Source organism: Thermodesulfobacteriota bacterium (assembly GCA_036397855.1).
Taxonomy (GTDB): domain Bacteria; phylum Desulfobacterota_D; class UBA1144; order Nemesobacterales; family CSP1-2; genus DASWID01.
The window spans coordinates 1-21,874 of record DASWID010000079.1 but is presented as its reverse complement, the minus strand read 5'-3'; the positions used below and the strand labels follow the sequence as shown (position 1 = coordinate 21,874).

Below are 21,874 nucleotides of genomic sequence, written 5' to 3'. Positions count from 1 at the left end.
CATAGTATATATAGTTGAAGTAATTTCTGATCTTATCTGTAAAGATATCTCAATTATAATAATATGCCTGTATATAAATACAAAGCAATTAATGAGAGGGGAAAGTCTCTGCAGGGAATAGTTGATGCAGATTCCCCAAAATCAGCGACAGATAAGTTAAAACGGGAAGGGGTTTTTCTTTCATCGCTTAAGGAAGTGAAGAAGGATAAGGGTAGGGGAATTTTTCGGTTAAGGGGGATAAGCTCCTCGGAGCTAGCGGTTACAACGAGACAGTTTTCTACACTAATTTCGGCCGGGCTTCCACTTGAAGCCTCTCTGCAAGCGCTTGGTGAGCAAACTGAAGATCCAAAGCTCAGTCAGGTACTTACCGAAGTCAAAGATAGGATTAGCGAGGGTAGCTCATTGGCGAATGCTCTGAATGAGCACACGAGGGTTTTTTCGGACCTTTACATAAATATTGTAAAAGCGGGGGAATCTAGTGGGACGTTGGACATTGTTCTCCTGAGGCTTGCGGATTTTCTTGAGAAGCAATCAGCACTCCGTGCCCGCGTGAGAAGTGCCATGGTATACCCTATTTTCATGTTCTTAATTGGCAGTGGCGTGCTTTTCTTTATGATGTCGTACGTGATTCCCAGGATTGCAAAAATTTTTGAAGAGAGCAGTAAATCACTACCACTAATCACACTTGCCTTAATAAGTTTTAGCAACTTCATTTCGAATAATCTGATTGCTCTTTTAGTTGTCTTGGGGGCTATAGTTTTCTTTATTTTTCGCTTTAAAAAAACGGATAGGGGTAAGCAATTTTATGACCGTTTAATATTTAAGGTTCCTATCTTTGGCAAAATAGCAAAGTTGGTTGCAATTTCCAGGTTCACTCGTACTCTTGGAACACTCATAGGGAGTGGTATTCCACTCCTCGAAGCACTAGAGATCGGAGAAGCGGTGGTCGGAAACTCAGTCTATGTTCAAGCCTTGAGAAACGTCCGGGAGAATGTTAGGGAGGGTACGAGCCTTGCGACTCCGCTCAGAGAGAGTGGAGTCTTCCCTCCACTCGTGACTAGGATGATTGCGGTAGGGGAACAAACAGGAGAGATGGAAGAAATGCTGGTTAAGATTGCAGATATGTATGATATGCAGGTTGAGACCTACGTTTCAACGCTTACATCATTACTTGAACCTGTTATGATATTGATAATAGGTGTTATAATAGGATTTATAGTTTTTGCTATACTTCTGCCGATATTCGATTTAACATCTACGATTGGAAAATAGGAGGTAATACATGAGATTACAGGGTGGATTTACGCTCATTGAGATTATGGTCGTTTTGATCATAATTGCAGGGCTAGCTTATATAGTCGGTACGAACGTTATGGGGCGATTGGACGAAGCTAGGAAGGAGCAAACTAAGATACAGATCAAGCAAGTGGAATCGGCATTGAAATTGTTTAAGATTGATAATGGATTCTATCCCGAAACTCAGCAGGGTCTAGAAGCCTTGGTAGTCCCACCGACTACAGGAAGAATTCCTCAACGTTATTCCTCTGATGGTTATCTTGAGGGTGGTAAGGTTCCCCTAGATCAGTGGGGAAACGACTTTATCTACGTAGGACCAGATCAAACGCACGATAGTTCATTTGAGATAATATCACCAGGCCCGGATGGTGTATATCCAAGCGATGAAGATATATCTAACCGTAACATACAATGAAGGATAAGCAAGGTTTTACCCTCATAGAACTTACCGCAGTCATGATTCTATTGGGCTTCTTTCTACTGGTAGCAATTCCAAAGTTTAAGGATCTAAATGATGTCAATATTAAAAGCACCTCGCGAAGAATGGCCAGTATTATCAAGTATCTTTACAACGAGGCTGCTTTTAAAAAAAAGATCTATAAGCTATCGTTCGATTTAGACAATGAGGAGTACTGGGTCGAGGTTCAGGAGGGAAATGAATTTGTAATTCCTGATGACCCCACATTGAAGAAGAGAAAACTACCGGAGGGTTTATCCTTCAAAGATGTGATGACTGATCGAAGCCGAGTTAATTCACTTGGGCAGAATGAACAATTCATACTATTCTTGCCAACTGGATTTGTAGAACCCGCTGTGATTCATCTCGAGTCTGATGACGGGAAATACTACACGTTGGCAACAAAGCCCTATACCGGTGGCACTATAGTATTTGATGAATATGTGGATGTACTCAATAAATAGGTCATTTTTAAATTATTTGCTGAAATGTAGAGTCCCTAGGGACGATGATTCAGCAAGAATTAAGCATGCAAAATCTAATAATGGATTTACTCTATTGGAGGTACTTGTTGCTGTAGCGATTCTAGGAGCCGGACTTACAGTATTACTGGGTGCTGTCAACAGAAATTTAATTATGGCTTCACAGTCAAAAAACCTCTCCATAGCAGGTTTGCTTGCCCAACGGAAGTTGGCTGAGGTTGAGCTCGAAGGCTATCCTGAGATAAGGCAGGAGCAGGGACAATTTGAAGAGGCGCCAGAATTTAACTGGTTTCTCTCTGTAACGCCTTATGAGATTCCAAACCTGGATACAGAGATAAGAATTGTAATATTACGGATTACATGGGATGATGGTAAAAAAGATTTTGAAGTTTCAATGGCATTATCTGATTACTGAAAAGGGGTTTACCCTGATTGAGGTGCTCCTGGCTATTTTTATTGGTTCAATTGTCTTAACAGTTCTGTATTCATCTTTTTTCCAGATAATAAAGGCCAAGGACGTTGCGGAAAGTGAACTCGATCTCTATCACGAAGCTAGGGTTGTTTTTTCCAAAATGACAGAAGACTTTCAATCGGCATACCCAAGGGGTGAGGTATTCGATAATTCATCAATCCCAACCGCTTCATTTTTTAGTGGTACAAAGGATGGAGATAACAGCAGGGTCACCCTTACCTCACTTTCTCGCCAACCTGCATTAAATTCCGTGGATTCGGATCAAGCTGAGATCAGTTATTACTTGGAACCTGTTCCACAGTCCGATCTTTTCTACCTTATGAGAGAAGAAAACCCTCGGATAGGTACCGACTCGGGGGGCATAAGATATCCGATTTCTGAAAACTTGGTCAGATTTAATTTAACATACATGACCGAGAATGATAGCGAGGAGAGTTTTGTTGATGAGTTTAACTCGGATCAAACGGGCTCACTTCCCAAGGTTGTCGAAATTACATTGACTATGAGGAGTCCTAGAGGGGAAGATGTTCAATTTAGCACACTGATTTTGATACCTTTAGGTGAGTAGCATTCGGTGTGCTCTCCTATATTTCGGTGATTATGGATGAAAAGTAATTTTCGTATGAGACAAAATCTTAAGGGAAACAAGTCTGATAGCGGGGTGGTTCTTATTATCGTACTCATCGTCACGGCAATTCTTACGACCCTTGTCGTTGATCTTATCTATTTTACACAGATAGATTCCGAGATCTCCGCAAACACCAGAGATGATATCAAGGCTAGATACATTGCAAAGTCGGGCGTAAATGTTGTTGCGGGGGCGATGAAGGAAACTCCGCTCGAAGACTTAAAGAAAGCTACTAGTCTATTGAACAATCAGGGTGAAGAATCCGATGAAATATGGTCTATCAGAGTACCGGTCCTTCCGGTTGGTGATGGAAATGTTTCACTCACGGTTATTGACGAGCGTTCAAAGATCAATTTGAATGCACTTGTCAATCAATCGTCAAATAGGGTTGACCAGCAGGTAAAAACTGAGGCGGCGCAGCTCTTTAGAATTCTAGATGTAGACCCTAGAAAATCTGACTTATTTATAGCGAGCTTAATAAATTGGCTTGATCACCCCATAAAGGGGGGACAGAATGACCAAGATTCATCGGGTGCCGGGGCTGACTATTATCTCGGCCTTGAAAATCCATATAATATAAAAAATGGCCCACTTGATAGTGTTGACGAAATACGCATGATACGTGGTATGGATGAAGAGTTCTTCGAAAAGATTAAGAATTATGTTACCGTGTATCCCGCCGATAAAAAGGTAAACTTCAGTACGGCCTCAAAACCCGTCATGATTTCATCTCTTAAGGGTGCGGCAGTTTCGGCAATAGAAGGACAAGAGAGCTCCTCACCTGAAGATTTGAAGGATGATATTGCGGATAGAATCGCCGAAGGGGTTATGGAGGCTAGAAAAGATAACTCCATCATTGATCGAAAGAAGGTGAACGAAATCATTAAGGACGTTGACCCAACACTCAAGATTAGCTCAGGAATTGGTGGTGTTGTTTTAAGTTCCGGGGAGAGCGATGTGTTTTCTGTGATCTCTTCTGGTATCCTTGGTGAAGAGAATCCAACTTTAAGGACGGTAGAGGCCGTTATAAGAAAAGGTTCTTCTGGGCAGTCGAGAGGAGTACGTATAATCTCATGGAAAGAAAGGTAGTAATATTAAGAAAGATAATCGAGGAGTTGAGAAGTAGGTTATTTGAAAGAGACGAGGTTATAGAAGGCGCTTTATGTGCACTTCTCACCGGCAATCATATGCTAATTATTGGTCCGCCAGGCACTGCAAAGTCTCAGCTTGTTCATGAGGTATGTAAGAGAATAGACGGAGCCCGTTATTTTCAATGGCTCCTCACAAAGTTTACTACTCCCGAGGAAATTTTCGGAGCAGTTAGCCTTAAGGGACTTGAGAACGATGAATATCGCAGGGTTATTAATGGGAAAATACCAGAGGCTCACATAGCTTTTCTTGATGAGGTGTTCAAAGCCAGCTCATCAATATTAAATACACTTCTCACCATAATGAATGAGAGAATCTTTTATAATAGTACTGATGTGGTTCAAGTGCCACTGATTTCACTCTTCGGAGCGAGTAATGAGCTTCCCTCTGAAGAAGATGAGCTCGAAGCATTGTATGATAGGTTTTTGCTCAGGTATGTAGTAGATTATGTTAAGGAGGATTTTAGGTTCTTAAAAATGTTGCATACAGAAGAGATTGATGATGGTGTTACATCAATAACTTTGGATGAGATTCAAAAGTGTCAATCACATGTTAATGACATTCCGGTTCCACCGCATGTCATAAAATTGGTTTCGCGTCTGAGGAGTGAGCTCAGGAAAAAGGGTATTGTTCTATCTGATAGGCGATACAAACAGTCTATCTCATTGCTTAGATCGAAGGCGTACCTCTCAGGGCGGGACGAAGTCATAGAGAGTGACTTAAATATTTTAGAAAATGTACTATGGCGCGATCCGGGCGAAGTGGGAGAGATTAAAGCTGTTATCTATCAGCTACTTCAGGGTTATAGAGATGCATTAAGGGAATTACTTATACAAGCTAAGGAGCTGCTTTCATATTCAAAAAGAGAGTGGGAAAATGAAGAGTTGGAAATAAATGCTAACATAGAAGCACAAACCAAGTTAAGGCACATATTAGCAAAGCTTGACCTAATGCTTGATGAATGTAGAGAGCGTGGAAAATCGACTGATGAAATTACTCGGGTGAGGACCGAAATCGAACAAATTCAAAGAGAAACATTGGATAAGTTGATATCGTTCAACGAGGAAATGGTTTAATTTGAAGGAATTCTATTCTATTTTAAAAGTTTCCTTTCTATAATTATTATCAAACTGTTTAGCATTTATAATGCATTTCAGCTTATTCTGGGCAAAGCCATTTTGCGCATGAATCTGTGATTAAACAAAAAATCTAATGACTTAGGGACATTTGACGATATTCGTACATAGGTTAGACTAACGTAAACCTTTGTTGGAGGGAATTTGTGGTTAGAGGAAACGGTTTTGGTGAAGATAAAACCATCTGGAATGAGATCCGTGAGTACTGGTTGAGAAAGACCGGGAATGGGGGAAGTAGGGGATTTAGGCTATGGCCAATTATTATAATAATAATATTAGCCATATGGATTGCTGCAGGTATTTATACAGTAGAACCCGGGGAAATTGGTGTAGTTTTACGTTTTGGGAAAGAAGTAGGTCGGTCAGAGCCTGGTCTGAGATATCATTTACCCGCACCAATTGAAACTGTGAAGTTGGTAAATATGGCTGTCGTAAGAAGGGTTGAGATCGGTTTTAGGACAAATCCCAGATATAGACCCATTCCTGAGGAATCTTTAATGCTCACAGGGGATGAAAATATTGTCGACGCACAAGCTATTGTTCAATACAAGGTCAAAAACCCTTCGAATTATCTCTTCAAGGTAAAGGATCCAGACAAGGTATTATTGGATTCTGCCGAAGTGGCATTAAGGAGTGTTATAGGTAGAACAACAATTGATGATGCCCTCACAGTTGGCAAGGTTAAGATCCAGGAGGATTCGAGGAAATTTCTACAACAACTGCTAGATACATATCAAGCTGGCCTCTTAATCACTGATTTTAAATTACAGGTAGTAGATCCACCTGCACAGGTCAAGGATTCATTTAATGAAGTTGTAAGGGCCAGGGAAGATCAGGAGAGGCTTACGAACGAAGCAAGGGGATATGCAGAGGACATAATACCAAAGGCGCGAGGAGAGGCTGAGAAGAGGATAAGGGCTGCAGAAGCTTACAGGGAGCAAAGGGTAATAAAAGCACAGGGTGATACAGAGAGGTTCCTGGAGATCCTAGAGGAATATCAAAAAGCAAAGGGAGTTACAGCTACAAGGCTTTATATTGAGACAATGGAGCAAGTTTTGCCGAACGCAAATAAGGTTGTGATAGGTCCTGAGGCGAGTGACAATATTCTCAAATTCCTTCCGTTAGGAGAAATGGGTAAAAAACAGAATGAAAAATAAGGAAGATATATGTTGGAATTTCAATTAATTTCGATTAAAAAGGAGACCATCTGAGGTAAATATGAAATCTCGGCCAATTGCAATAATTATAATCCTAATTTTATTATTAATTGTATTGCCTCAGTGGCTGTACATAGTATACGAAACAGACCAGGTCATAATTACACAGTTTGGTCGATACGTAGCAACTGTGAAGGATGCGGGTTTGCATGCCAGAACCCCCTTTGTTCAGCAAATTCATAGGTTTAATAAGAGGGTACTTTACACTGATGCACCACCGGGAGAATACCTTACGCTTGATAAAAAGAGATTGATCGTTGATTACATAAGCCATTGGAAGATTGAGGATCCATTAGCGTTTTTCAAAAGTCTAATAACTGAATTCGGAGCTAAGTCGAGAATTGAAGATATAGTATTTTCAGAAATGAGGGTAGAATTGGCATCGTTCGACTATGAGGATATTATAGCGGAAAATCGAGAAGCTATTATGGATGCAGTTGCTGATAAGGCTCGAGAGAGATTAAAGGATTTTGGAATAGAACTGATTGATGTCAGGATCAAGAGAGCCGATCTCCCAAAGGAAGTACAGGAGAGTGTTTTTGCGAGAATGGTGGCAGAGAGGGATAGAATTTCTAAGAGATATCGTTCTGAGGGAGAGGAGGAAGCTGCCAAGATACGGGCTCAGGCCGATAAGGAACGAGAAATCATACTCGCAGAGGCATATGCCAAGTCACAGAAGTTGAGCGGAGAAGGCGATGCCAAGGCTGCGGCGATCTATTCAGAGGCGTTCGATAAGGATCCGGAATTTTATAGTTTTCAAAGAACCTTGGAGGCATATGAAAATGCCGTAACACCAGATACACTTTTTGTTATCCCCTCCAATTCAGACTTTTTTAAATACTTTAACACCGGATTTTCCCCCGATAACCTGAAATAGCTTTAGCATTGACAACTAGTTATTGTATTATTTATCCTAAGCCGAAGTGGCGGAATTTGGTAGACGCGCTGGATTCAGGATCCAGTGGGTGTGAGCCCGTGGGGGTTCAAATCCCCCCTTCGGCATGAAAGTGGATGCGTGAGAGGGGTATGAAAGAAATAAAACCAAGATTGATATTTACGGATCGTAAACGGCGGTCATGGACTCGATCGGCCCGGCAATTAGTGATAATTCTACTTACTTTTTGCGTCGGTGTGTATGTCGGAATTAAGGTCAGGGATATGGATTTAAGTGTTGGTGTTAAAAAAGAAGCTCAACGGGAGCAGTCCACCGTGTTGGGGGATAGGATTGGTGGTCCAGGAGGAGGGGAGCGGAATTTGATAGAAGAGGAAAAAGTCTCTATTCAAGAGCGGTTATCCTCCCATGTGGGACAATCAGTTGCCGATACGTATTCGCAGCAGGTAGGGCCAGGCGACGCAGACGAAGGCGAAGTCAATGAAAACAACTCTCAAGAATTTGACGATGGCGAGCAAGAGATTGATATTGAGAAGACAGGAGGCTTTACAGTTCAGGTCGGCGCATTCAAAAAGATAGAGAGGGCTAACAAAGCACTAAACGAATTAAATTTAGCGGGTTACAAACCGTATATTGTACCATATGTCAATTCGCTTGGTGAAAATTGGTACTTAGTGAGGATTGGTAAATTCAACACACAGGGAGAGGCAAGAGAATACGCAATTTCCTTTCAAAGAACAGAAGGAATGGAAGCGATAGTGGAAAGGATAGAGTGACTTTTTTTAATGTTTTTAATGTCTTATTCACTTTTGTTTACCTGAGTAACTAACGAATTGCTCCAGAACCATCAGTTAGCGAATGCGTAGAATTGAGCAGTTCATGCCAATATTTCTACAGTCCAGAAGCATAAAATGACATAATCCATTTTTTGCATGTGCGAAGAAAAGTTCTTGACAAATTATTACCATATCCCTATAATATAAAAAATCGCTATTTATTGCTTTTGAGAATGTGATTGGGTGGAGACATAGGGAAACGATTGCAACGTTATAAGAGTTATGCCTCCAGCTTCTTAAAGGTCGGTTACGAATTTTAGTAATAACTGAAGAACATTATTTATGACCTTAGAGTTATTGTTTTATGATATTGCTAAAAAAGGGTGAAGAGATGAATACAAAGTTTTCCGAATATGAACACGCTGCAACAGTTGTCGATGATTTGGATGTCTTTATCGAAGATGAGGATGATTCATTTTCTCCTCTTGAATTCGATAATTTTATGTTGGATGTCGATGAAAAAGAGTTTGAATTTGACATTGAAGAACCAGAATCAACAGAAATAAAAAAGAGTGAACAGGAAGAGTGGATTCCCGATGAACAATTTCGACTACTATATGTTTATTTTAAGGATATGGCAATAGAACCCCTTCTTTCATCAAAGGAAGAGATAGAAGTTTCAGCGAAGATAAAAAAATGTGAAGCGAAAGTCAAGGAACTAAGAAATAACATTGAAAGATTGCTGAAAAGTAAAAAATCAAGAAGTAAAAGAAATGGACATAAGAATGGCAGAGATCAAGTGATTTCTAGGAGGTTGGATAGCCTCTATGCCTTTATGAGGGTATATGCTGATAAGGCTAGGACAATGAAGGACAGGTTTGTCAAAGCTAATTTAAGGCTCGTTGTAAGTATAGCCAAGAGATATATGGTCAGGGGGCTGCCCCTGCCAGATTTAATCCAGGAGGGCAACGTGGGTCTTATGAGGGCTGTCGAGAGGTTTGATCACACCAAGGGTTTTAAGTTTTCCACCTATGCTTCCTGGTGGATACATCAAGCTATTTCGAGGGCACTATTGGATCAGACGAGAACAATCAGAGTTCCGGTCTATGTTCTCGAGCAGGCGAGCAAGGTATACAGGATAAGTTCAATGCTTCATAAACAAATGGGAAGGAAGCCATTGCCACAGGAAATAGCTCAATTAGCTGGTATTTCAGTCGAAGGCGTGAAACGAATTTTGGAATCTACAAATGACGCAGCCAGGCTCGACACACCAATAATGGATGGAGAGAAAACCACCCTTATGGATTTTGTTGCTGATGAGGGGTCACCAGCTCCTGATTCGGCAATAGCAAAAGCGGCTCTTACAAAGAGAATAAGAGAAGCTCTAACACTTCTCACAGATAGAGAAGGGGAGATTATCAGGTTGAGGTTCGGAATAGATCAAGAGGCTACATATACGTTAGACGAGATAGGAAATATGTTTGATCTTACGCGGGAGCGAATAAGGCAGATTGAAAAGAGGGCACTTGAAAAGCTCTGTCTTGCCGACGAAGGCGAGATCTTAAGAAGCTTTCTTTCTTGAGGAAGTACTGACTTAATTGGATGAATTATCTTCCCTTAATCACACTTTGAAAATCCACAACTCCTGCATGTGACACAGCCTGTTTCGAATGCCAGGGCACGGCTGCCACAGTCGGGACACCGCTCTAGATCTATATCGCTGGCCGATCTGGTTTCTGACTCTTTGTCTTGGATAAAGTGTTTTCTCAGAATTGTACCGATTGCATCTGGTATAGACATTATTAACTTTCCTTCCGAATATACTGGGGAAGCACCGCCTATTCCATCCAATTGTTCTACTACAGCTTTTACGCTTACCCCTGATCGAAGCGAGAGCGATACGAGGCGTCCTATTGCCTCTGCATCGGCCATTGTTGTGTAACCAGATTTCCCTATCTGAACAAAGACCTCGAAGGGTCTGCCTTCATGGGTGTTGACAGTTACATATAAATTGCCGTATCCTGTTTTTATAACCTCGGTAAATCCTTTAAGCAGGAGGGGTCGTTCTATCGGAGTGATTTCCTTGGTCGTGGAGGTGGGATGAAGGGATGAGATGGGGTATGATGGGGTATGCACCCCTTCTTCCCGGGACTCCAGTCCTTTAAATTCGACCGCCTCCTGCGCCTTTGCTCCTTGTTCTGTTAAAAGAATTCCCTCTCTTGAGCCTTCCCTGTAAACCGTAATTCCTTTGCATCCAAGCTTCCATGAGAGAAAGTAGATCTTTTCGACTTCATCGAGAGATATATCAATAGGGAGGTTGACTGTGCTGGAGATGCAAGAATCAATGTGCTTCTGTATCGCAGCCTGCGTGCGCACCCTCATTTCAGGTTCTATCTCATGAGATGTCACGAACGATTCTGAAAGCTCTCTTTCATCCTTGAGATTAAACTTCCTAAGATAATCCCCAACAAGCGGATGGTATACCTTAAATTCCTCTTTAGAAAGGGATTTAGATCGTCTGTAATACGAGAGAGCAAAAATCGGTTCAATTCCGCTAGTGCTACCGGCGAGTACTGAGCCGCTTCCGACTGGTGGTACCGTGAGGATACATGCGTTTCTAAGACCCTGTTTCTTTATCTTTTCGATAACTCTCTCATTGATTGTCTTGATGAAGGGTCTGGATAAATGCGTATCCATGTCAAATGCTGGAAAACATCCCTTCTCTGCCGCAAGATCAGAGCTGGCCTCATAGACGATATTCTTTATGTGTTCAAACATCTTGTCCGCGAATTCTACTGCCTCTGGTGTGTCGTATTTAATATTTAATTTTGCAAGCATATCCCCATATCCCGTGAAACCAACCCCGATCCTCCTTGAATGGGTTGATGCTTTTGTCTGGACCCGTAGTGGGTGTTTATCCATATTATAGTCGAGTATATTATCAAGAAAACGAACGGAATATCTAAATGCCTTCTCTAAGTTTTCCCAATCGATTGACGCACTCTCCGTAAATTCATCGTTTACGAAGGATGAAAGGTTGGTATTTCCGAGGCAGCAGTTTCCGTAATCTTCAAGCGCCTGTTCACTGCAAGGATTTACCCCGTGTATTTCCATGTTGTTGTATTCTGTTGGAGAATATTTCTTTACAGCATCCCAGAAAATTATCCCGGGTTCTGCAGAAGACCAGGCCGATTTAATCAGCTTTTCCCATAAGGTTCTTGCTCGAATTTTTTTTCTTACTCTAACCTTTTCGTTTTCAAATTTAAGTTCAAAGTCCGTATCCTCCTCTACGGCTTTCATAAACTCATCCGAAACCTTAACGGAAATGTTTGCATATTTTACCTTTGCCCTAGATGGGTCATTCTTTATATCAACGAAATCAAGGACATCGGGATGGCTCACATCTATTGTTATCATCAGGGCACCTCTTCTGCCAGCTTGGCCGATTGTGCCAGTCGTTGTAGAAAGGAGATCCATGAATGAAACCGCTCCAGTAGAATATATTGCGGAGTTGTTTACGGGTGAGCCCTTGGGCCTTAGCACGGATATGTCGGTACCGACACCGCCACCAAATGAGTATGTTCTTGCTGCCTCTTTGCACCATTCGAATATACCTTCAATGGAGTCATTTTTTATGGGCATAAAATAGCAGTTTAGGAGGGTGGACCTTCTATTCTGACCTGCACCAAAAAGAACCCGGCCACCTGGAATAAACCTGAAGTCTGACAGAAGCCAGTAGAAATTGTCTTCCCACTCATTCTTGAGCTTTTGTGTTTTCTCTGGAGATGAGATCTCATGCGCAACCCTTTTCCACATTTGTTCTGGTGTTTTCTCAACTATTCTTCCGGTTGAATCACGAAGTGCATACTTCTCGTAAAACACCCTTGCGCGTAGCTCATCTCCAGAGAATGCAGCAATAGTCTCACTGGGTATATCCATTATTCCCTCGTTCAAAGAAAAAACCTCTTCGGATGCTCCTGAAGGTTGTTCTTCCCCTAGATTTAAGCCTTCATCTGTAAATTCCTTGTTGCTTCCTTGGGTAGCTTCAAAATTATCCGAAGACATTAACCTGATCCTCCTTTTGCGTCCTGTTAATACATCTTGTATTGACAATTCGATTCAAACACAATATGTTGTGGTTGTCAAGTAGTTTTTTTTAACGTTTAAAGAAAATTCAATAACTACAGTCGATTAGAGAAGAAAAATTTAGCAATTTGAAAAATTTATAAACTAATAGATGTTAAATCCAACTTTTAAACTAAAACTTTAATTTATTATATCTTATGTGAATTAATTTTTTTGTCCAGGGCTTTGCTTTGTTTCTAAGTATTGACTTTTGATGGAAATTATCACTCAAATCATTAGTTGGTTCGGTAAAGAATGTAACGGTGTTTGTGGGAGTGTAGTTTCGTAGGATTGAAAATTATTACCTCAGAGCTCGTATTTTATGGACAACGTGGAAAATTTATGTAAATTACTTCAACCTATGAATTATTTCAGACAATTTAATAGTTAAACATTTATGAATAGAGACTTTCAAATTGAACGTCAGGAGGAGATTCTATATTACTGGTTTGGTAGGCTTGAAAACGATAACGCACCATCAGATCGTCATCTTAAAATGTGGTTCTCCAATAGTAAAGAGATAGATGAAGATATTAGGTTCAGGTTTGAATTAGACTTAAAACGTGCCTTGGAGGAAAAGCTCAATACTTGGTTGGATATATCTCGGGGTTCCTTGGCGCTCATAATCTTGATAGATCAATTTTCGCGTAATATATATCGTGATACACCAAAGGCATTCGAAGGAGATCCCATAGCCCTTAAGGCCTGCTTGAATGGAATTGAGAAGGGGTTCGATATTGATCAACACCCTACAGAACGGTTGTTTTATTACATGCCTCTAATGCATTCCGAGGACTTGGAAATACAGATGACTTCGCTTGAGTGTTTTACCATGCTGGAGAAGCTCTTTACTTCACCACCCTCAATTGCTGCTATTATTTCTAGGTCAAAAATGTATGCGGAGAAGCATTATCTTATAATAGAAAGATTCGGAAGATTTCCTCATAGGAATAGAATAATCGGTCGTAGCTCCACACCCGAAGAATTAAAGTTCTTAAAAGAGTCGGGATATTCATTTTAAAAGACGCATGTATTTGAGAATCTGACCAGCCTATTTATTTAGTGAAAAATCGGCTTGTCGACTTAAATACTTATTTTTCTGTTATAGCTTTTTTTAATATTTGGACAGATCAAGAGTCACTGCACGGGGGGGTAAACCACCAGAGGAACTGTGGACTATAATGAATAATCTTATAGAATTTTGATTTAAGAATGCGTACATTGGCACTCGATGTTGGAACGAAGACAATTGGCGTGGCTGTCAGCGACGAGCATGGGATTACTGCCCGTGGAGTAACAACCATAAAGAGGAGGGAGATGAAAAACGATCTCGATGCCTTGTCTAGACTTATAGATGCGCACAAACCCTCTGAGATCTTAATTGGTATTCCTTATAACATTGATGGAGCAGTAAGCAAGAGGGGTAAAGAGATATTGGATTTTGCCGATATTTTGAAGAGAACCTTTTCGTTACATATTGAACTCTGGGACGAGAGCTATTCAACAGCAGATGCGGAGAAAGTACTCTTAGAAGCCAATTTAAGTAGGAAGAAGAGGAAGAGGGTTATCGATAAGATGGCCGCAGTTTTTATCCTTCAGGATTATTTGGAGCAAAAAAGAAATAAATGAAGTTGATTATGTCCCAAAGGACACAGAGTATACGGAGAAGAGAATATTTAAAAATAATTAATAACTCTTTGATCTCTGTGTACTCTGCTGCTACGGATAGTAATGCCCTACGCTAATGTAAACGGGATAAAGATACATTATGAAGTTCGTGGAGAAGGGCCACCTGTGGTCTTAATAGGGGGTCTCGGTAGCCAGATCAGTAGCTGGGCGACTCAGGTTTTATTATATTCGAAGTACTTTAAAGTGATAGCCTTCGACAATCGTGGAGCCGGTTTGTCAGATAAGCCTGATTATCCTTACACAATTGAAGATATGGCCGATGACACCGCAGGGCTTCTTGATTTCCTTGGAATTCAGTCTGCTTCAATCGTTGGAAAGTCGATGGGGGGGATGATAGCTCAGTGGTTGGGCATTAAGTACCCGAAAAGGGTCGATAAATTGGTTTTGGGATGCACATCTGCTTCACGAGATGACGTGGGTAACGCTATTCTTAGCCTAGGAAGGGAAATCGCGACAAAGGTGGGTTTGAAAACGGTTTGGCTTATGGCGCTCTACCTAGGATATACAAGAGAATATATTGAAAAGAATCTGGGTTCAATAAAAGAATCTCTTGCCCTTGTAACACAGAACGATAAGGCCCTTAATGGTTATCTTGGACAGAGTTTTGCTTGTGAAGGCCACAATACAAGGGATTTACTTTATAAAATTAATGCTCCTACCCTTGTAGTGCTTGGAGAAAGAGATCAAATAGCTTCACCTAGGAGATCGAGGGAACTTGCAGAACTGATACCGGGTGCGAGATTAAGGGAATTTAAAGGAGTTGGACATGGCCTTTGGCGAGAGAGGCAGGAAGAGGTGGATAAAGTGGTTTTGGACTTCTTATTAGAACGTTAATTTGTTTCTTGCGGCAAGCCGACTAGAATCACACAGCGAATTGACTAGTTCAGGTGTCGTTTTTCCAATATGGAATTTCTCTTTTTTGAGGTGATCGAGATTATCTCTAATTTTGTTTCCAGTTGCTCGAGAATCATATCCGCTCTTTTTAAGATAGTTGCTTCTTCAAGAAACTCTTGCATATGAAAGACATTTGAGACTATTTGAGGAGTAATGCAATCTGTGAGGGTACCGAGGGCGAGATTAGAATCGAGATTGATCCGATGTGATTTGTATTCTTTTCCTAACATACTATTCCATCTTGTTATTAATTCGACAATCCGTCTGTGATGCCCCTCTTGGTTAGTCCCGTGAATGTCTTCCATTAAGTTGACACGTGCAAGTCTATATGGTGCGTCGTGTAATATTTCCGCTATCCTTACCCTTTTTAATCCGTATAGAACAATGTTGGATCTCCCGTCTTTCCCAACTTCTATATTTATAATTCTTCCCATACAGCCTACGCTGAATATCTCTGGTTTATCATGGTAGTTTTTTTCCCACCCGGGTTTTAGCAGAACCATGCCGATTATTCGCTCAGAATCTATAATGTCTTCAACCAGTTGTCTGTATCTAGGTTCGAATACGTGTAGCGGAAGCAGAGAGTTTGGGAAAAAGACTATATTAGGGAGTGGAAATAGGGGAATAATTCCAGAAAAGTTGTCTAGATTTAGGAGGCTTTCCGTGTCGAACGTTGGGGATTCCATATAGAATAATATACAATCCTTTAATTGAAACTTAAAGAGATCAGTACTATTTTTTTGTTATGAGTGATATTAAGATGGATGTATTTGAGTTGTCTCCTTTAATAAGATTGAATATTTAAAATTGTTGCAATTTATTAAAGCTTAATGTTAAACAGTGAAATTAGTTGGACCTTGAATCCTTTTGTCAGGCTCCTTATCATAATATGTGATAATAGGAAAGTTTGTACAAGGAGGTTGCAGTCATGAGCAGGACAATACAGTTAACTGATAGTAATTTTGAGGAGGAGGTATTCGAGGCTAAGCTTCCTGTACTTGTAGACTTTTGGGCTGATTGGTGCGGGCCATGCAGGATGATGGGTCCCGTTATAGAGGAGATAGCGGAGGAATTTGAGGGGCAATTAAAGGTTGGAAAGCTTAATGTAGACGAGAACCCCGGGGCTGCTTCTTATCATGGCATAAGGAGTATTCCAACATTGCTGTTGTTCAAAGCTGGTAAACCAGTAGAAGAGGTGATAGGGGCTGTTCCAAAGGAGCAACTTGTTGGAGTCATCAGTCGTGCATTGAAAGTGAGGCTGAGTGCATAAATACTCTATGTGAGCCATTCTTTATGGAGCGTAGTTTAGCGAATCACGGATTCCCTATCTGCGCTCTCAAATAAAATTATTAGCAGTAGATGGTCAATCAGAGTTGATGTAACGAGAGTTTCGTCAACTGATTCTCCAGCGTTCGTAAGTCTATTCTGTTGGATTTTCGGAAAAAAGGCTTAATTTAGTATTTAGGGAAAAAAAATGAATGGTAATTTGAAGTATATAAAAGGATACGGAGAAATAGATTATGGCAATTCGGCCGCTGAAGGTCTATTTGACGAAACGGATCATCTATTAGATGCTTACTCACAGGCGGTTGTAAGTGTCGTGGAGAAGTTAAGTCCTTCTGTAGTAAGCATTAAAGTGACCCATCAAGCACGGGCTAGTACACCAAGGGGTGTAGTTCCGTTTGAAATGACCGGTAGTGGTTCGGGCGTGATCATAACCCCAGACGGCTACATACTTACAAATAGTCATGTCGTTCATAATTCTAAGGGGTTGGAGGTATCCCTCTCAGATGGTAAAACATATGCTGCTGATGTGGTCGGCGAAGATAGTGATACGGATTTAGCAGTTTTGAGAATACTTGCGTTTAATATCAAGGCGGCCGAGCTTGGAGACTCGGATAAATTAAAGGTGGGACAGCTGGTGATTGCTATCGGCAACCCCTATGGATTCCAGGCATCTGTAACGGCGGGTGTTGTAAGCGCTACTGGAAGGTCTATGAGGAGTCAGTCTGGTCGGCTGATTGAAAATGTAATCCAGACTGATGCTGCTTTGAATCCTGGTAACTCAGGTGGACCGCTGGTCGATAGTCACGGGAACGTCGTGGGTATCAACACTGCTGTAATTCAATCCGCACAGGGTATATGCTTTGCAATACCAATTAATACTGCTCGCTGGGTCGCTGGCCTGCTAATAAAAGAGGGAAGAATTAAAAAGGTATATCTAGGAGTTAAGGGGTTAAACAGGAGATTAAACAGAATTGAGGCAAGAAGACATGACATTGGTAATGAATTTGGAGTAGAGGTACATGAAGTTGCCAGTGGCGGACCGGCATACCGAGCAGGAATACGCACTGGTGATATCATAGTCTCAATTAATGAAAATTCAGTACAGAACGTGGATGACATACACAGGTACCTGACCAGAATAGATGTCGGGTCAAACTTAAAAATTAAGGTTTTGAGGGACGGTGAAAAGCTTGAACTTAAATCCGTGGTAGAATAGCCAGGTTAGATTTAGTGTCTTGAACAACAGATCATGAGCGACGTTCGAAAACCTTGCCTGTCCTAAATTGCAAATTTAACCGGGATACGCGGGACATTCATGTCCCGCTGATAAATGGGTTGTAGCGGAGGACTTCAGTCCTCCATTTTTACTGGCGACCTAACCTGTCCTGAAGTCCTGAGCAGTGAGCGCTTCGACATAGCTCAGCACAGGCTTGCCGAACTGTCGAAGGATCGAAGGAAGGTCGCTGCTACATTTTGAATATTAATTTTCAACAATCTTCGAGGGGTCAGGATATTTAAATTTGTAGTTCAAGAATTCTTTCAGTTTCTTATTGCTAACAATTTTATAATTGCATGACTCGTTTTCATTAAATGCTGGTGGTGTTAATCCGATTAACTTTGCCTGATCAATATAATACTGCTTCCTCGTCGGGTGACAATCGGCACAGGCATTGAATGTCTCTCCCCAAGTGTTGTTTTTTATTATCTTAAATATAATCTCAACACAATCGTCGCGATGAATCAAATTAACATGTGCATCACCATTTGCGAGGTCTTTTTTGCCAGCGAGGAATTTTCCCGGCATGCGATCATAACCTATCAATCCTCCAAGCCTTATTATTGTTGCTTCAAACTTGTGGCATCCTCTTAATAGATTTTCAACTTTCAATAATGCTTTCCCAGATGATTTAGTTGGCTTTGGTTCAGGGTCTTCAAAAACTTCACGATTGACATCCGGATAGACAGAAGTAGAGCTTGTGAAAATTACATGTTTAACGGTTCCGTTTCTTATCGCTGAGATTAGAGATTTTATTTGTTGTTGGTGGTACTCGACTATGTCATCTCTTCTTTCGGGAGGAAAATCAATTATTAGCACGTCACAATTAAGGAATTTGTTATAATGTTCTCCGTGAATTTCAGGAGTTAGAACTATCAGGTATGGCTCAATATCATTTTCTTCAATAATCTTCAGTTTGTCAGGTTCAGTAGTTGAGCCCTTAACCTTGTGTCCTTTCTTAACAAGATAAACACCGAGAGGCAGCCCCAACCAACCACATCCTAGAATACTGATTGTTTCCATTTGAACTATGACTGGAGAAAGATTCAACCCTCCATGGATGATTTTTGCTATTCACAGGGAACGTCTGGGGGAGCGGCTTGTCCAGCAATTGCCGAGCATCTTTCTAAATCGGCACAGCTTATTTTCTGTGCTTTCAACTCAGGATCCATAGCCTCATATTCTTCAATGCCAAGGGGAATATTGTTACAGGTGCTCATATCAAAACCTTCTCCTTCTTTAGATGAATAGCTTCCTACAGCACAGCCCAAAATTAGGAAAATCACGGCTAGTAATATTCTCTTCATGGTTTCTCCTTTTAAGCAATTGTTTTAGGAAAATTGCGTTTAGAAAAAATTATCACAAACCTTATTCGAAGGCAACTTCGCAACGATGAATATTGGGGGCGAAATTTTAGGAATAAACTCTGAGCATTTAAAAGAAACGATAGCAGAGACTTTCGAGTCTCGGAAATAATATTTTTACAAAAACAAAAAACTGCTTGACAAATAAATAATAGGTGTATATACTCCTATTATTGCCAATTAGATGGTGAAAAGATGAAGACAAATAAATTCCAAGTAAATAAGGTTAATAATAGACTGGATATTTTAGCGTTGGCAGAATGTCCTAATTGTGCTTGTTTTAACCTCCGAAAGGCTGCACGTGCAGTAACTCATCTTTATGATGAAATACTCAGGCCAACAGGAATTCGTGCTACTCAGTTTTCCTTACTAATAGCCACTAGTCTGCTCGGACCTATGACTGTGACGAATCTAGCTGAACAGGGTGTTATGGATCGCACTACTCTTACTCGTAATCTCAAACCCCTTGAAAAACTTGGGTTAGTCAAAGTTTCCCCCGGAAGTGACCAACGCAAACGGATTATATCTATTACGAGGAAGGGTCAAGAAGCTTTAGTGAATGCGCTTCCCCTTTGGAGAAAGGCTCAAGCGCATGTTGTCAAAGGGTTGGGACGAAAGCGCTTGGACTCGATTTTAAAGGATTTATCAGAAGTGGTGTTGCTAACGCAAAATAATTAAGAAAAAATTTTTAACGATAACCGTGTATATACACTTAAATATTGGAGGTGTAGAGAAATGAAAAAATCAAGATTCAAAGACAAAGTCGCAATCATAACTGGGGCTTCAAGCGGGATAGGTAGGGCAACTGCAATTGAATTTGCGAAGGAGGGAGCTAAAACCGTTCTGGTTTCGCGCTCAGGGAAGAAACTCAAAAGAGTTGCGGATGAAATTCGTGACTTTAATTCAAACCTTTTGGCTATTCCTGCGGATGTCTCAAAGCAGGATGAGGTCAGCAATATGATAGAGAAGGTAATTGGTGAATACGGAAGAGTTGATATTTTGTTTAACAATGCAGGCAGTTCCTTTGTAGGTCGTATCGAGGAGGACGATTTTGTTGAAAATGCGAAAAAGATGATGGAAGTTGACTTCTTTGGAACAGTTTATTGCACTAAAGAGGTTTTACCGATAATGCAAAAACAGGGATCAGGGCACATCATAATCATGTCTTCGGTAGTTGGTAGAAAAGCATTTCCTCATTTTGGTGGATACTCGTCGGCAATGCATGCGATTACCGGCTTTACCGACTCATTAAGGCAAGAGTTGCATGGGAGTGGAATCGATGTTTCGATTATACACCCGGCGTTAACCCAGACCCCTATGCTCTATCATGTTAATCCAGCCTATATGCCTCCTCCATTCAGGAGAATGACGCCAATAACACCGGAATCTGTTGCTGAGGCTGTGCTAGGGGCGGTGGATAAAAAACACCTTAGAGTCATAGTACCTAGTCAACCTAAAAGACTACTACTTGCCGATGCTATATCTCCACGCCTTGGAGACCTGATAGTAAGGTTAATGCCGAATAGAGCGTTTTCTTCGTTGATTGGGATTTACAGGGGAAGGGTGTACGAACGCAAGTAAAGGAGCAGGATGCAGGATTCATGATGCATGATACAGAATTCTGGGAACAAAGCTTCATGAATCATTGGAAAAGGAGTAGGGAAGATCATGAAAAAAGTGTATAAAAATCAAAAAAAGATATTTGAGGAGCTTGTGGGAAGGGTTTCTGAATTTTCGGAAATTGAAAAAAAACGGATGTTTGGATATGAGAGCTTTTTTACTCAGTGTAAATGCTTTGCTGGAGTGAGAAATTTAGGGAAGTCAACTTCGGTAGTGCTAAAGCTTTCCACCAAGGTTTACCCAGAAGCTATCAAGAAATCTTTCTTTTCCCCGTTCCGTAACACAAAGAGCTGGGTTGAATGCAGAGCTACTTCACCAAGGGCTGTAGAACTACTTGTTCCCTGGATAGAACTTTCCTACTCCCATGCCCTGAATAAGAGAAAAGAGGGTAGTGGCAGTTCATGAAATACCAGTAGAGAATCATGTTAATGGATTTTTTGTGTATTGTTTCTCTGTGCCTTAGTGTCTTAGTGGTAAATAGTTTCAGGACGAAATAGCATGAATCGAATCGACCCCACGAGAGCAGTCGCAGCCGGAATCCTTGGCGGCTTGGCAGCTAGTTTGGCAATCCTTGTGGTCTTCCGTCTCATTGGATTTGAGTACTGGGGAATACTCGTTGATCCCCAATACCAAAGCCCTAAGCTAATTAAGGTATGGACAGAGCTTGAGCCTATTCCTCTAGCCGTAAATCACCCTGGAATTATAACATTAGGTTTTATTGCTCTCGCCGTCATTCACGCATTCGTCTTTTCGGTGATAAAGAAGGGGATACCTGGTGAGGGATGGAAGAAGGGTCTTAGCTTTGGGCTCATAATCTGGCTTTTTAGCTATCTATTTTTTGAGTTCTTCACTCCATGGAACATGTTTGGAGAGCCGGTTTCACTTGTAATGCTTGAATTACTTTTTTGGATACCAGTTTCCCTTTCTGAGGGAATTGTGATAGCAAAGGTTTATGACGTCGATTCGATGTAAGGATATAACTGTAGCGGAATCTTTTAGGATTCCAATCTTTAAAAGTCATATGTAACTCGTTTTGTTGGATAATTAAAAAATGATAAAACTCGAAGATCATCCAACCGTAAAACATTTCTTTGATAATCCAAAATCAATTCCT

Annotated in this window: 25 protein-coding genes and 1 tRNA gene; 22 read left to right on the top strand and 4 right to left on the bottom strand. The window is 40.9% G+C overall.

Annotated features, from left to right (window positions below; all coding sequences use genetic code 11):
• The first annotated feature begins 63 nt into the window (after positions 1-63).
• The 12 genes from gspF (at position 64) to VGA95_05955 (ending at position 10,087) form a co-directional block, all read left to right on the top strand.
• Positions 64-1,272: a type II secretion system inner membrane protein GspF gene (gspF, locus tag VGA95_06010; GenBank protein ID HEX9666100.1), complete on the top strand. Its 1,209-nt coding sequence runs from the start codon at positions 64-66 to the stop codon at positions 1,270-1,272.
• Between the two features lie 10 nt (positions 1,273-1,282).
• Complete coding sequence (gene gspG / locus VGA95_06005; GenBank protein ID HEX9666099.1) at positions 1,283-1,711, top strand: type II secretion system major pseudopilin GspG; 429 nt, start codon at positions 1,283-1,285, stop codon at positions 1,709-1,711.
• Complete coding sequence (locus VGA95_06000) at positions 1,708-2,217, top strand: type II secretion system protein (protein HEX9666098.1); 510 nt, start codon at positions 1,708-1,710, stop codon at positions 2,215-2,217. Before gspG ends, VGA95_06000 begins: the two co-directional genes overlap by 4 nt.
• On the top strand, positions 2,201-2,650 hold the full coding sequence (locus VGA95_05995; protein ID HEX9666097.1) for a prepilin-type N-terminal cleavage/methylation domain-containing protein: 450 nt from the start codon (positions 2,201-2,203) through the stop codon (positions 2,648-2,650). The genes VGA95_06000 and VGA95_05995 overlap by 17 nt, the downstream gene beginning before the upstream one ends.
• A complete protein-coding gene (locus VGA95_05990; protein HEX9666096.1) occupies positions 2,601-3,275 on the top strand; it encodes a prepilin-type N-terminal cleavage/methylation domain-containing protein in 675 nt (224 codons plus the stop codon). Before VGA95_05995 ends, VGA95_05990 begins: the two co-directional genes overlap by 50 nt.
• Before the next feature lie 54 nt (positions 3,276-3,329).
• A complete protein-coding gene (locus VGA95_05985; GenBank protein HEX9666095.1) occupies positions 3,330-4,424 on the top strand; it encodes a hypothetical protein in 1,095 nt (364 codons plus the stop codon).
• On the top strand, positions 4,409-5,560 hold the full coding sequence (locus VGA95_05980) for an AAA family ATPase (protein HEX9666094.1): 1,152 nt from the start codon (positions 4,409-4,411) through the stop codon (positions 5,558-5,560). Before VGA95_05985 ends, VGA95_05980 begins: the two co-directional genes overlap by 16 nt.
• Before the next feature lie 206 nt (positions 5,561-5,766).
• A complete protein-coding gene (hflK, locus tag VGA95_05975) occupies positions 5,767-6,777 on the top strand; it encodes an FtsH protease activity modulator HflK (GenBank protein ID HEX9666093.1) in 1,011 nt (336 codons plus the stop codon).
• 61 nt (positions 6,778-6,838) lie between these two features.
• Entirely contained in the window at positions 6,839-7,714 is an 876-nt protein-coding gene (gene hflC, locus VGA95_05970) for a protease modulator HflC (GenBank protein ID HEX9666092.1), read from the top strand.
• 40 nt (positions 7,715-7,754) lie between these two features.
• Positions 7,755-7,839: transfer RNA gene (locus VGA95_05965), tRNA-Leu, on the top strand.
• Positions 7,840-7,863: 24 nt separating this feature from the next.
• The gene (locus tag VGA95_05960) at positions 7,864-8,505 is read left to right on the top strand and encodes an SPOR domain-containing protein (protein ID HEX9666091.1); all 642 of its coding nucleotides are present in this window, start codon (positions 7,864-7,866) and stop codon (positions 8,503-8,505) included.
• Between the two features lie 364 nt (positions 8,506-8,869).
• Positions 8,870-10,087, top strand: coding sequence for a sigma-70 family RNA polymerase sigma factor (locus VGA95_05955; GenBank protein HEX9666090.1), 1,218 nt, complete (start codon positions 8,870-8,872; stop codon positions 10,085-10,087).
• Positions 10,088-10,122: 35 nt separating this feature from the next.
• Here the strand turns inward: VGA95_05955 and VGA95_05950 are convergent, their stop codons facing one another.
• Complete coding sequence (locus VGA95_05950; GenBank protein ID HEX9666089.1) at positions 10,123-12,570, bottom strand: adenosylcobalamin-dependent ribonucleoside-diphosphate reductase; 2,448 nt, start codon at positions 12,568-12,570, stop codon at positions 10,123-10,125.
• 457 nt (positions 12,571-13,027) lie between these two features.
• Here VGA95_05950 and VGA95_05945 point away from each other — a divergent pair, with 457 nt between their 5' ends.
• The 3 genes from VGA95_05945 (at position 13,028) to VGA95_05935 (ending at position 15,153) form a co-directional block, all read left to right on the top strand.
• Positions 13,028-13,651, top strand: a complete 624-nt coding sequence (locus VGA95_05945; GenBank protein ID HEX9666088.1) for a DUF924 family protein — start codon at positions 13,028-13,030, stop codon at positions 13,649-13,651.
• A gap of 191 nt (positions 13,652-13,842) precedes the next feature.
• Positions 13,843-14,259 carry a Holliday junction resolvase RuvX gene (gene ruvX, locus VGA95_05940; GenBank protein HEX9666087.1) on the top strand — a complete coding sequence of 139 codons (417 nt, stop codon included), beginning with the start codon at positions 13,843-13,845 and terminating at the stop codon, positions 14,257-14,259.
• 102 nt (positions 14,260-14,361) lie between these two features.
• On the top strand, positions 14,362-15,153 hold the full coding sequence (locus tag VGA95_05935) for an alpha/beta fold hydrolase (protein ID HEX9666086.1): 792 nt from the start codon (positions 14,362-14,364) through the stop codon (positions 15,151-15,153).
• Between the two features lie 44 nt (positions 15,154-15,197).
• On the opposite strand, the gene VGA95_05930 is transcribed toward VGA95_05935, so the two are convergent.
• A complete protein-coding gene (locus tag VGA95_05930; protein HEX9666085.1) occupies positions 15,198-15,899 on the bottom strand; it encodes an LON peptidase substrate-binding domain-containing protein in 702 nt (233 codons plus the stop codon).
• 242 nt (positions 15,900-16,141) lie between these two features.
• Between VGA95_05930 and trxA the strand changes: the two genes are divergently transcribed.
• From trxA to VGA95_05915, 3 genes are all read left to right on the top strand, one after another.
• Entirely contained in the window at positions 16,142-16,483 is a 342-nt protein-coding gene (gene trxA / locus VGA95_05925; GenBank protein ID HEX9666084.1) for a thioredoxin, read from the top strand.
• 204 nt (positions 16,484-16,687) lie between these two features.
• Entirely contained in the window at positions 16,688-17,716 is a 1,029-nt protein-coding gene (locus VGA95_05920; protein ID HEX9666083.1) for a trypsin-like peptidase domain-containing protein, read from the top strand.
• Between the two features lie 114 nt (positions 17,717-17,830).
• Positions 17,831-17,977 (top strand): hypothetical protein, encoded by a 147-nt coding sequence (locus VGA95_05915; GenBank protein HEX9666082.1) that lies wholly within the window; start codon positions 17,831-17,833, stop codon positions 17,975-17,977.
• A gap of 3 nt (positions 17,978-17,980) precedes the next feature.
• Here VGA95_05915 and VGA95_05910 read toward each other — a convergent pair whose 3' ends face one another.
• Together VGA95_05910 and VGA95_05905 are read right to left on the bottom strand one after the other, a co-directional pair.
• Positions 17,981-18,826: an SDR family oxidoreductase gene (locus tag VGA95_05910; GenBank protein HEX9666081.1), complete on the bottom strand. Its 846-nt coding sequence runs from the start codon at positions 18,824-18,826 to the stop codon at positions 17,981-17,983.
• Positions 18,827-18,846: 20 nt separating this feature from the next.
• Positions 18,847-19,083, bottom strand: a complete 237-nt coding sequence (locus VGA95_05905; protein HEX9666080.1) for a hypothetical protein — start codon at positions 19,081-19,083, stop codon at positions 18,847-18,849.
• A 252-nt stretch (positions 19,084-19,335) separates the two neighbouring features.
• Between VGA95_05905 and VGA95_05900 the strand changes: the two genes are divergently transcribed.
• From VGA95_05900 to VGA95_05885, 4 genes are all read left to right on the top strand, one after another.
• Complete coding sequence (locus tag VGA95_05900; GenBank protein ID HEX9666079.1) at positions 19,336-19,818, top strand: MarR family winged helix-turn-helix transcriptional regulator; 483 nt, start codon at positions 19,336-19,338, stop codon at positions 19,816-19,818.
• Between the two features lie 57 nt (positions 19,819-19,875).
• Complete coding sequence (locus VGA95_05895; protein HEX9666078.1) at positions 19,876-20,721, top strand: SDR family oxidoreductase; 846 nt, start codon at positions 19,876-19,878, stop codon at positions 20,719-20,721.
• A gap of 87 nt (positions 20,722-20,808) precedes the next feature.
• On the top strand, positions 20,809-21,165 hold the full coding sequence (locus VGA95_05890; protein HEX9666077.1) for a hypothetical protein: 357 nt from the start codon (positions 20,809-20,811) through the stop codon (positions 21,163-21,165).
• 93 nt (positions 21,166-21,258) lie between these two features.
• Positions 21,259-21,732 (top strand): hypothetical protein, encoded by a 474-nt coding sequence (locus VGA95_05885; protein ID HEX9666076.1) that lies wholly within the window; start codon positions 21,259-21,261, stop codon positions 21,730-21,732.
• Positions 21,733-21,874 lie beyond the last annotated feature (142 nt).

Excerpts from the sequence above, each read along its gene's own strand:
- gspF (HEX9666100.1), top strand. The coding sequence starts at position 64 with ATGCCTGTATATAAATACAAAGCAATTAATGAGAGGGGAAAGTCTCTG.
- gspG (HEX9666099.1), top strand. The coding sequence starts at position 1,283 with ATGAGATTACAGGGTGGATTTACGCTCATTGAGATTATGGTCGTTTTG.
- VGA95_06000 (HEX9666098.1), top strand. The coding sequence starts at position 1,708 with ATGAAGGATAAGCAAGGTTTTACCCTCATAGAACTTACCGCAGTCATG.
- VGA95_05995 (HEX9666097.1), top strand. The coding sequence starts at position 2,201 with ATGTACTCAATAAATAGGTCATTTTTAAATTATTTGCTGAAATGTAGA.
- VGA95_05990 (HEX9666096.1), top strand. The coding sequence starts at position 2,601 with ATGATGGTAAAAAAGATTTTGAAGTTTCAATGGCATTATCTGATTACT.
- VGA95_05985 (HEX9666095.1), top strand. The coding sequence starts at position 3,330 with ATGAGACAAAATCTTAAGGGAAACAAGTCTGATAGCGGGGTGGTTCTT.
- VGA95_05980 (HEX9666094.1), top strand. The coding sequence starts at position 4,409 with ATGGAAAGAAAGGTAGTAATATTAAGAAAGATAATCGAGGAGTTGAGA.
- hflC (HEX9666092.1), top strand. The coding sequence starts at position 6,839 with ATGAAATCTCGGCCAATTGCAATAATTATAATCCTAATTTTATTATTA.
- VGA95_05960 (HEX9666091.1), top strand. The coding sequence starts at position 7,864 with ATGAAAGAAATAAAACCAAGATTGATATTTACGGATCGTAAACGGCGG.
- VGA95_05955 (HEX9666090.1), top strand. The coding sequence starts at position 8,870 with ATGATATTGCTAAAAAAGGGTGAAGAGATGAATACAAAGTTTTCCGAA.
- VGA95_05950 (HEX9666089.1), bottom strand. The coding sequence starts at position 12,570 with ATGTCTTCGGATAATTTTGAAGCTACCCAAGGAAGCAACAAGGAATTT.
- VGA95_05945 (HEX9666088.1), top strand. The coding sequence starts at position 13,028 with ATGAATAGAGACTTTCAAATTGAACGTCAGGAGGAGATTCTATATTAC.
- ruvX (HEX9666087.1), top strand. The coding sequence starts at position 13,843 with ATGCGTACATTGGCACTCGATGTTGGAACGAAGACAATTGGCGTGGCT.
- VGA95_05935 (HEX9666086.1), top strand. The coding sequence starts at position 14,362 with ATGCCCTACGCTAATGTAAACGGGATAAAGATACATTATGAAGTTCGT.
- VGA95_05930 (HEX9666085.1), bottom strand. The coding sequence starts at position 15,899 with ATGGAATCCCCAACGTTCGACACGGAAAGCCTCCTAAATCTAGACAAC.
- trxA (HEX9666084.1), top strand. The coding sequence starts at position 16,142 with ATGAGCAGGACAATACAGTTAACTGATAGTAATTTTGAGGAGGAGGTA.
- VGA95_05920 (HEX9666083.1), top strand. The coding sequence starts at position 16,688 with ATGAATGGTAATTTGAAGTATATAAAAGGATACGGAGAAATAGATTAT.
- VGA95_05915 (HEX9666082.1), top strand. The coding sequence starts at position 17,831 with ATGGGTTGTAGCGGAGGACTTCAGTCCTCCATTTTTACTGGCGACCTA.
- VGA95_05905 (HEX9666080.1), bottom strand. The coding sequence starts at position 19,083 with ATGAAGAGAATATTACTAGCCGTGATTTTCCTAATTTTGGGCTGTGCT.
- VGA95_05900 (HEX9666079.1), top strand. The coding sequence starts at position 19,336 with ATGAAGACAAATAAATTCCAAGTAAATAAGGTTAATAATAGACTGGAT.
- VGA95_05895 (HEX9666078.1), top strand. The coding sequence starts at position 19,876 with ATGAAAAAATCAAGATTCAAAGACAAAGTCGCAATCATAACTGGGGCT.
- VGA95_05890 (HEX9666077.1), top strand. The coding sequence starts at position 20,809 with ATGAAAAAAGTGTATAAAAATCAAAAAAAGATATTTGAGGAGCTTGTG.
- VGA95_05885 (HEX9666076.1), top strand. The coding sequence starts at position 21,259 with ATGAATCGAATCGACCCCACGAGAGCAGTCGCAGCCGGAATCCTTGGC.